The sequence below is a fragment of the Kitasatospora sp. NPDC058162 genome (assembly GCF_042884005.1).
Classification (GTDB): domain Bacteria; phylum Actinomycetota; class Actinomycetes; order Streptomycetales; family Streptomycetaceae; genus Kitasatospora.
Genome location: NZ_JBHVUS010000006.1, coordinates 450,627 through 456,718 on the forward strand (window position 1 = coordinate 450,627; position 6,092 = coordinate 456,718).

General features: G+C 71.0%; 5 protein-coding genes. 3 read left to right on the forward strand and 2 right to left on the reverse strand.

Annotation, left to right across the window (positions count from 1 at the left end):
• Positions 1-7 precede the first annotated feature (7 nt).
• Both ACFVXG_RS15725 and ACFVXG_RS15730 read right to left on the reverse strand, forming a co-directional pair.
• Positions 8-1,474 carry a purine-cytosine permease family protein gene (locus tag ACFVXG_RS15725; protein WP_387927823.1) on the reverse strand — a complete coding sequence of 489 codons (1,467 nt, stop codon included), beginning with the start codon at positions 1,472-1,474 and terminating at the stop codon, positions 8-10.
• A 291-nt stretch (positions 1,475-1,765) separates the two neighbouring features.
• Positions 1,766-2,905 (reverse strand): alpha/beta hydrolase, encoded by a 1,140-nt coding sequence (locus ACFVXG_RS15730; protein ID WP_387927825.1) that lies wholly within the window; start codon positions 2,903-2,905, stop codon positions 1,766-1,768.
• Positions 2,906-3,197: 292 nt separating this feature from the next.
• Here ACFVXG_RS15730 and ACFVXG_RS15735 point away from each other — a divergent pair, with 292 nt between their 5' ends.
• The 3 genes from ACFVXG_RS15735 (at position 3,198) to ACFVXG_RS15745 (ending at position 5,851) form a co-directional block, all read left to right on the forward strand.
• Positions 3,198-4,169 (forward strand): hypothetical protein, encoded by a 972-nt coding sequence (locus tag ACFVXG_RS15735; RefSeq protein WP_387927827.1) that lies wholly within the window; start codon positions 3,198-3,200, stop codon positions 4,167-4,169.
• 16 nt (positions 4,170-4,185) lie between these two features.
• Positions 4,186-4,962, forward strand: coding sequence for a thaumatin family protein (locus ACFVXG_RS15740; protein WP_387927829.1), 777 nt, complete (start codon positions 4,186-4,188; stop codon positions 4,960-4,962).
• Positions 4,963-5,032: 70 nt separating this feature from the next.
• Entirely contained in the window at positions 5,033-5,851 is an 819-nt protein-coding gene (locus ACFVXG_RS15745; RefSeq protein WP_387927831.1) for a glycoside hydrolase family protein, read from the forward strand.
• The last annotated feature ends 241 nt before the right edge of the window (positions 5,852-6,092 follow it).

Genomic DNA, 6,092 nt, shown 5'->3' on the forward strand with positions numbered 1-6,092 from the left:
CACCGATTCAGCCGACGACGGCACCGGGCGCGCCGGTCACCGGCGTCCGGACGAGACCGGGCACCCGGCGCAGCGCCAGGTGGAGCAGCACCGCGATGGTGAAGCCCGCCGCGAAGGCGAGGTCACCGATGCCCGGGTACTGCTTGGCGACCAGTCCGACGTAGTCCGTCTGGTTGGAGAAGAGCCAGACGCCGAGCGCCGTGCCCACTGCCATCGCGATCGGCGCGGCCCAGTTGCGGTACGTGGTCTCCTGGAGCAGCGCGGCGGTGTCCGCGTCGGAGCGGGCGCGGCTGAGGAAGCGCTCCAGGAAGGTGACGCCCAGCCAGGGGCCGATCCAGTAACTGATGACGAGCAGGAAGTTCTCGTACTTGGTACCGGAGTTGCTGAGCCCGCTCCAGGCGACCAGGGTGCCGACGACGCCGAAGAGCAGGGCGACCACGGCGCGGTTCATCCGGGCCGGGAGCCCCCGGCCGATCGCGACGAAGGAGAGCGACCCCGAGTAGATGTTCAGCGCGTTGGCGGCGATTCCGCCCAGCGCGATGGCGAGCAGGGTGAGGTCAGCCAGCCAGCTCGGGAGGGAGTAGGTGAACGCTCCGGTGAGGGAGAGCTTGGACGCGGTGCCGTCCGGGATCAGCACGGTCGAGGAGGCCGCGCCGATGATCTCCAGAAAGGCGCAGGAGACGAAGACGCCGACGGCCGGCCACAAGGCGGTCTTCCATCGCGCGGTGGTGGCCGGGAGGTAGCGGGTGTAGTCCGCGGCGTACGGGTTCCAACCGGCGGCGTAGCCGAAGGCGGCGCCTGCGGCGAGCCAGAACGCGCCGGGGGCGGCGTGCGCGCCGGTCGCGGAGCCCGGGCGGGAGTTACCGAGGATGACCGCGGCGGCGGCCACGAATACCAGGGTCAGTACCGGGAAGGTGTACTTCTCGGCGGTGTGCACGAAGTTGTGGCCGAAACAGGCGACGGCGACCTGAAGGATCACCACCACGAACAGGCAGAGCACCAGCGGCCAGTCCAGCAGGGTGTTCAGCGCGTATGCGGCGCTGACGCTGTTGACCGCGAACCAGCCGATGCCGGCGGTGAGCGCGTTGAGCACGGCGGGCAGCGCGTTGCCCGAGAACCCGAAGGCGGAGCGTCCGGCGACCATCTGGGTCACTCCGAAACGCGGACCGACCACGCCGAGGAAGCCGTGGGCGACGGCGCCGAGCGCGGTACCCAGGACCAACGCCAGCACGGCGGGCCAGAACCCGAGGCCGAGGATGCCGACGGCGAGGACACCGACGAATGCGGTGGCGAACTCCATGTTGGGTGAGGTCCAGGTCCACAGCAGGCCGAGCGGTTTGCCGTGCCGGGCCCCGGCGGGGACGGGCTCGATGCCGGCGGGTTCGATGGCGAGGATCCGGTCACCGTACGCGGCTATCTCGGCGGCGCGCGAAGCGGCGGCCGCCGGCTCTCTGGTGGTGGCGTGCGTCGTCATTCGGCCACTATCGGAGCAGCGGCGTCGCCTGCGGTTTCGGCGGCATTGCGGATCGGTTTCCGGTCTCCCGAGCCATCGCTGGAAGCGCCGGCCTCGCAGGTGCCGGGGCCCACGCAGCTCCAGTACCCCCACCACCCCCGACCGCCGTCGGCTCACGTGCGTGTCCCCCGGCGTCACGGTCGCGACCAGGCCCTCGACCGGCACCCGGGCAACCCACCGGCGCCGCATCCGGAACCCGCACAGTGACCCCCGCTGATCACTGCGGCGTGGTGGCCCGGCCGTAGCGCGGGGTCATGGCGCCGGGGTGATGTCGCCGTTCTCGTCCATCTCGAAGCGGCCCGAGGTCTGGCCGTCGACGTCGCCCTGGTCGAGCCAGTGCTTGGAGAGGTTCTGCAGGTTCTTGTGCTGGACCTCCCAGGGCATCTGGTGACTGGCGCACTTCACCGTGACCAGGATCTTGTGGGTGCCCGTGATGGCGTCGTAGAGCGCGGGGACGTGGAAGTCGAGTGCCGGGTTGGAGCTGGGCGGTGTCGTGTTGGCCGTCCTGTCGAACTCGCCGTGCACGATCAGCACCGGGACGCCGCCGCCGAGGACGCCTCCCTGTCCGGCCGTGGTGTTGTTCCACCCCCACGTGACGAAGTTCCGGAACCGGCTGGCGCCCACCGGCTTCCCGGTCGACGGGTCGACCCGTCCCCAGGTCCGGCCGATGGGGTCGATGTCCATCAGGGCGCCCCACACGACGCCGACCATGTCGGGCTCGCGCTGGTCCACGCAGTGCACCTCGTTGGTCCAGGCCCTCTCGAATCCCGTCGGGGTGAGCACGTGGGTGGGGAAGCCCGGCACCGGCAGGGTCGGCGGGTTCGACGGGCCCAGCGGAGGAAAGATCGGGGCGAGCAGGAACAGGCTCTCCACCTTCCCCGGATTCCCGACCGCGTACGGCCCCATCGCGAAGGCCGCCGCCGACCAGCCGATGAGGGCGACCTTCGCGACGTCGCGTGTGCTGAGGATGAAGTCCACGACGGTGGCGAGCTCGTCCTGGTCGCTCTGGGAGTCGGTCAGCACGAAGGGGTAGCTCGCGGTGCGCGGGCCCGACAGCGGGGGGTTGACCGCGCTCTGCTCGTTCGGGCCGACGTTGCACGGGTCCTCCATCCGGGGACGCGGCGACAGGCCCGAGCCCTGGAGGTCCATCATGAACACGTCGTACCCGGCCCGGGCGAGGGCTTCGCCCCACGCGTACGAGGTGTGCTGGAGATCGTAGGCCGCCAGCGTAGGGATGCTCCTGCCGTGCAGCATGAGGACGGCCTTGCGGTCCGCGTGCGGCCCGGGAGGCGTGCCGTCGTGCTCGCGCACGAAGAGCTCGACGTTCTGGCCCGCCGTGGCGGGGACGGTCGAGACGTGCGGGACCGTGTGGTCGGTCGTCGTGACGGCCATGGGCGGGCTCCTTGCCGGAGGGATCGGGACGGTGGTCCGTCCGCAGCCCCACGGTCGGCGAGGCGCCTGCGCTGCGCCACAGCAGAGCCGCCATCCGACGCACGGGATGCCGGCGGGGGTGGCCGCGGAGTCGGCCGCCGGGGCCGGGTCCGGGCGGGCGGGCGGGCGGGCGCACGGGCTTCGGATTCTGTAGCGATTCGCCCACAATCTGTCATGGGCATGATTACGATGGCCGAGGCGCGACCTTCGGATGCGCTCCCGCTGAGGATGTCCTCACACACCTGGAGACTTCGTGAACACCCTTTCCCGCCGACGGCACCTGTACGCCCCCGCCGCCGGCCTCGCCCTGTTGTGTTCCGTCGCCCTCGGCGCCGCGACACCGGCACAGGCCTTCAGTGGGGGGAACCACGAGAAGATCACCCGGGCCGCCCTGGGAGCCGGGGGCTGGCACCCGAACTCGCTGACGGCGATGGCCGACGGGAACTCGGGCGCGATCGTCGCCAACGACCACGGCGAGTACTTCGGCATCGGCAAGCTCCACTGCGACAACGCCGACTACCTCGACCCCCGGTACGACAGCCACTACCCCCGCACCCGCGGGCAGGCCGACGCCGAGATCATCGACTGCATCGACGGTTCCGTCCACAACTTCAAGCGGGCCGTCGCCGCCGCGGACCGGCTGGTCGACGCGAACGGGCACGTCGTCGCCGCCCAGACCGCCATCTCACCGGCCTGTGACTGGAACGACCAACCGGGGCGGGCGAAGTGCGAGGTGCTGGAGGACCTGGGCCGCGCCTGGCACCAGATCGAGGACTTCTACGCCCACAGCAACTGGGTCGACCAGGCCGGCCCGGGAGCCGTCGGCGTCAGGAACCCCCCGGGCCTGGGCAGGACCGACCTGCCCGAGTTCTTCTCCATCGCCCGCTACAGCGCCATGAGCAAGCCCGACTGGATCAAGGACGCCACCGGCCGCATCCCGCACGACCTGGCGAGCGGCTGCTACCCGGACCGCGACCACACCGGGACGGTGTCCGACTGCACGAACCGCGTCACCCACGACGGCGTACTGAACAAGGACACCAAGGACACCCCGCGCTCGACCGTCGGCCACAACTTCGACCGCGCCTACGACCTCGCCGTCAAGGACATCGCCCGCCAGTGGCAGCAGTTCAAGGACGAACTCCACCACAAGTACCCGAACAACGGCCGGGCGAACGCGATGATCTGCGCCATCACCCACGACCACCCGGACAAGACCTGCTGAGCGGAACGGAGACGTCATGCGAAGGTTCCTGACCAGGCTGTTCGTCGCGGCGGCCGCGGCCACCCTGACCGTGGTGCTGCCCGGCGCGGGCACGGCGGCGCCGGCGCGCACCGCGCCGACCGCCGCGGCGGTCAACCACACCGTCACGTTCGTGAACCACTCGTCGCAGCAGCTGTGGATCGGCAGCGGCGTCAACGCCGACGGGTCGAAGCAGTTCACCCGGCTGCCCGTCCTGGCCCCCGGGCAGTCGGCGACGGTGACGATCCCCGAGACGACCGCCCCGTTCCACTGGCGGGGGAAGTTCTTCGCCCGGCAGGGATGCGGCGGGGCCTCCGGCAGCGGCTTCCACTGCCGGGTGGGCGACTGCGGCCCGTTCGCCGACCACTGCACGACCGGCGAACAGCCCGCCAGCCTGGCCGAGTTCAACTTCGACGCCAAGGACGGCGCCGCCCCCTGGTACGACGTCAGCTACGTGAACGCGTTCTCGCTGCCGGTCACGATCACCCCGGTGAACGCCTCGATCCCGGCGGGCGGGGGCTGCGACACCCGGGGCTGCGCGACGAACCTGCTGTCCTCCTGCCCGCCCGCCGACCTGACCCGCGGGCCGGACGGAAAGCCGATGCTGTGCACCAACCCCAGCCGCGACACCCCGAGCGACTACAGCCGCGCGCTCAGCGCGAAGTGCCCCAAGGCCTACACGTGGTCCAAGCAGGACCAGGTGCCGGGCAACAAGGTGATGCAGCAGTGCAGCCGTTGCAGCGGCTTCACCGTCACCTTCGGGCCCTCCGCGTGAGGTCCCGAGCGCATGAGGTCCCGAGCGCATGAGGTCCCGACCGCGTGAACCGCAGGAGGAGAGGAACGCCTTGCCGCGTCGAACACGTCTGTTCACCGTCCTGCTCGCCGTGCTGACCTGCCTCACGATCGGCAGCGCGGCCGACGCGTCCGCCGCCCCGGTGAGGAAGAAGGGCGTGAGCGCCTGGAACTTCCCCGACGTCACCAAGGCCCTGGCGGACGCCAGGGTCGGCTGGTTCTACACCTGGGCCTCGGACCGGCAGCAGATCAGTCCGCCGGCCGGCGTCGAGTTCGTCCCCATGATCTGGGGTGCGGGCTCGGTGACCGACGCGCAGCTCGCGACGGCCAGGAAGGAGGGCACGACCCTGCTCGGGTTCAACGAACCCGACCTGCGGGGCCAGGCCGACATGAGCGTGTCCAGGGCCCTCGACCTGTGGCCCCGGCTCCAGTCGACCGGGATGCGCCTGGGGGCACCCGCAGTGGCGGGCGGCGGCGACGTCGCGGGCGGCTGGCTCGACCAGTTCATGAAGGGCGCCGCCGCCCGCCACCAGAAGGTCGACTTCATCCCCCTGCACTGGTACGGCTCGGACTTCCGCGCCGATGCCGCGACCGGCCAGCTGCGGAGCTACCTCCAGGCCGTCCACGACCGCTACCAGAAGCCGATCTGGCTCACCGAGTACGCCCTGATCGACTTCTCCGGCGGCACCCCGAGGTATCCGACGCCGGAACAGCAGGCCGCGTTCGTGACGAAGTCGACCGCCATGCTCCAGGGGCTCCCCTTCGTCGAACGCTACGCATGGTTCACCCTCTCCGCGGACCGCGGCGGCACCGGCCTCTACAACCGGGCGACACCCAACCGGGTCGGCACGGCCTACCGCGCGGCCGGCTGAACACACCGCCCGGCCCTCGTCCGTGGCCGGGAGTTCTCGGCCACGCGCTCGCGGGCGGTGGGCGGCAGCAGCGGCCCCGCAATGTCGGCCCCGCGAGCGCGGGGGTTGGTCCGGTTGGCAGGCAGTGGCCCCTGGCGGTCGGGACCGGGGGTCAGTAATCCGAAGCCCTTACGGGCTCACCCCAACGGGGTGAAAATCTGGGTGGGTCCGTCCGGCTGACGTCGTATCCTCTTGGCGCTTT